The organism is Pseudomonas sp. SIMBA_067, assembly GCF_046534675.1.
Classification (GTDB): domain Bacteria; phylum Pseudomonadota; class Gammaproteobacteria; order Pseudomonadales; family Pseudomonadaceae; genus Aquipseudomonas; species Aquipseudomonas putida.
Map to the genome: position 1 here is coordinate 1 of NZ_JAWRYH010000090.1, position 387 is coordinate 387.

Sequence of the window (387 nt, forward strand, 5' to 3'; positions counted from 1 at the left end):
GGGAACCTGCGGCTGGATCACCTCCTTAATCGACGACATCAGCCTGCTGATGAGCTCCCACACGAATTGCTTGATTCATTGTCGAAGACGATCAAGACCCTATATAGGTCTGTAGCTCAGTTGGTTAGAGCGCACGCCTGATAAGGGTGAGGTCGGCAGTTCAAATCTGCCCAGACCTACCAATATGCGGGGCCATAGCTCAGCTGGGAGAGCGCCTGCCTTGCACGCAGGAGGTCAGCGGTTCGATCCCGCTTGGCTCCACCACTCGCTTTACTTGATCAGAACTTAGAAATGAACATTCGTTGATGAATGTTGATTTCTGACTTTTGTCAGATCGTTCTTTAAAAATTCGGATATGTGATAGAAATAGACTGAACACCAGTTTCA

General features: G+C 48.8%; 2 tRNA genes. Both read left to right on the top strand.

Annotated elements, in window-relative coordinates:
- Positions 1–105 precede the first annotated feature (105 nt).
- Positions 106–182: transfer RNA gene (locus SB765_RS28210), tRNA-Ile, on the top strand.
- A gap of 6 nt (positions 183–188) precedes the next feature.
- A tRNA-Ala gene (locus tag SB765_RS28215) sits at positions 189–264 on the top strand.
- Positions 265–387: the final 123 nt, after the last annotated feature.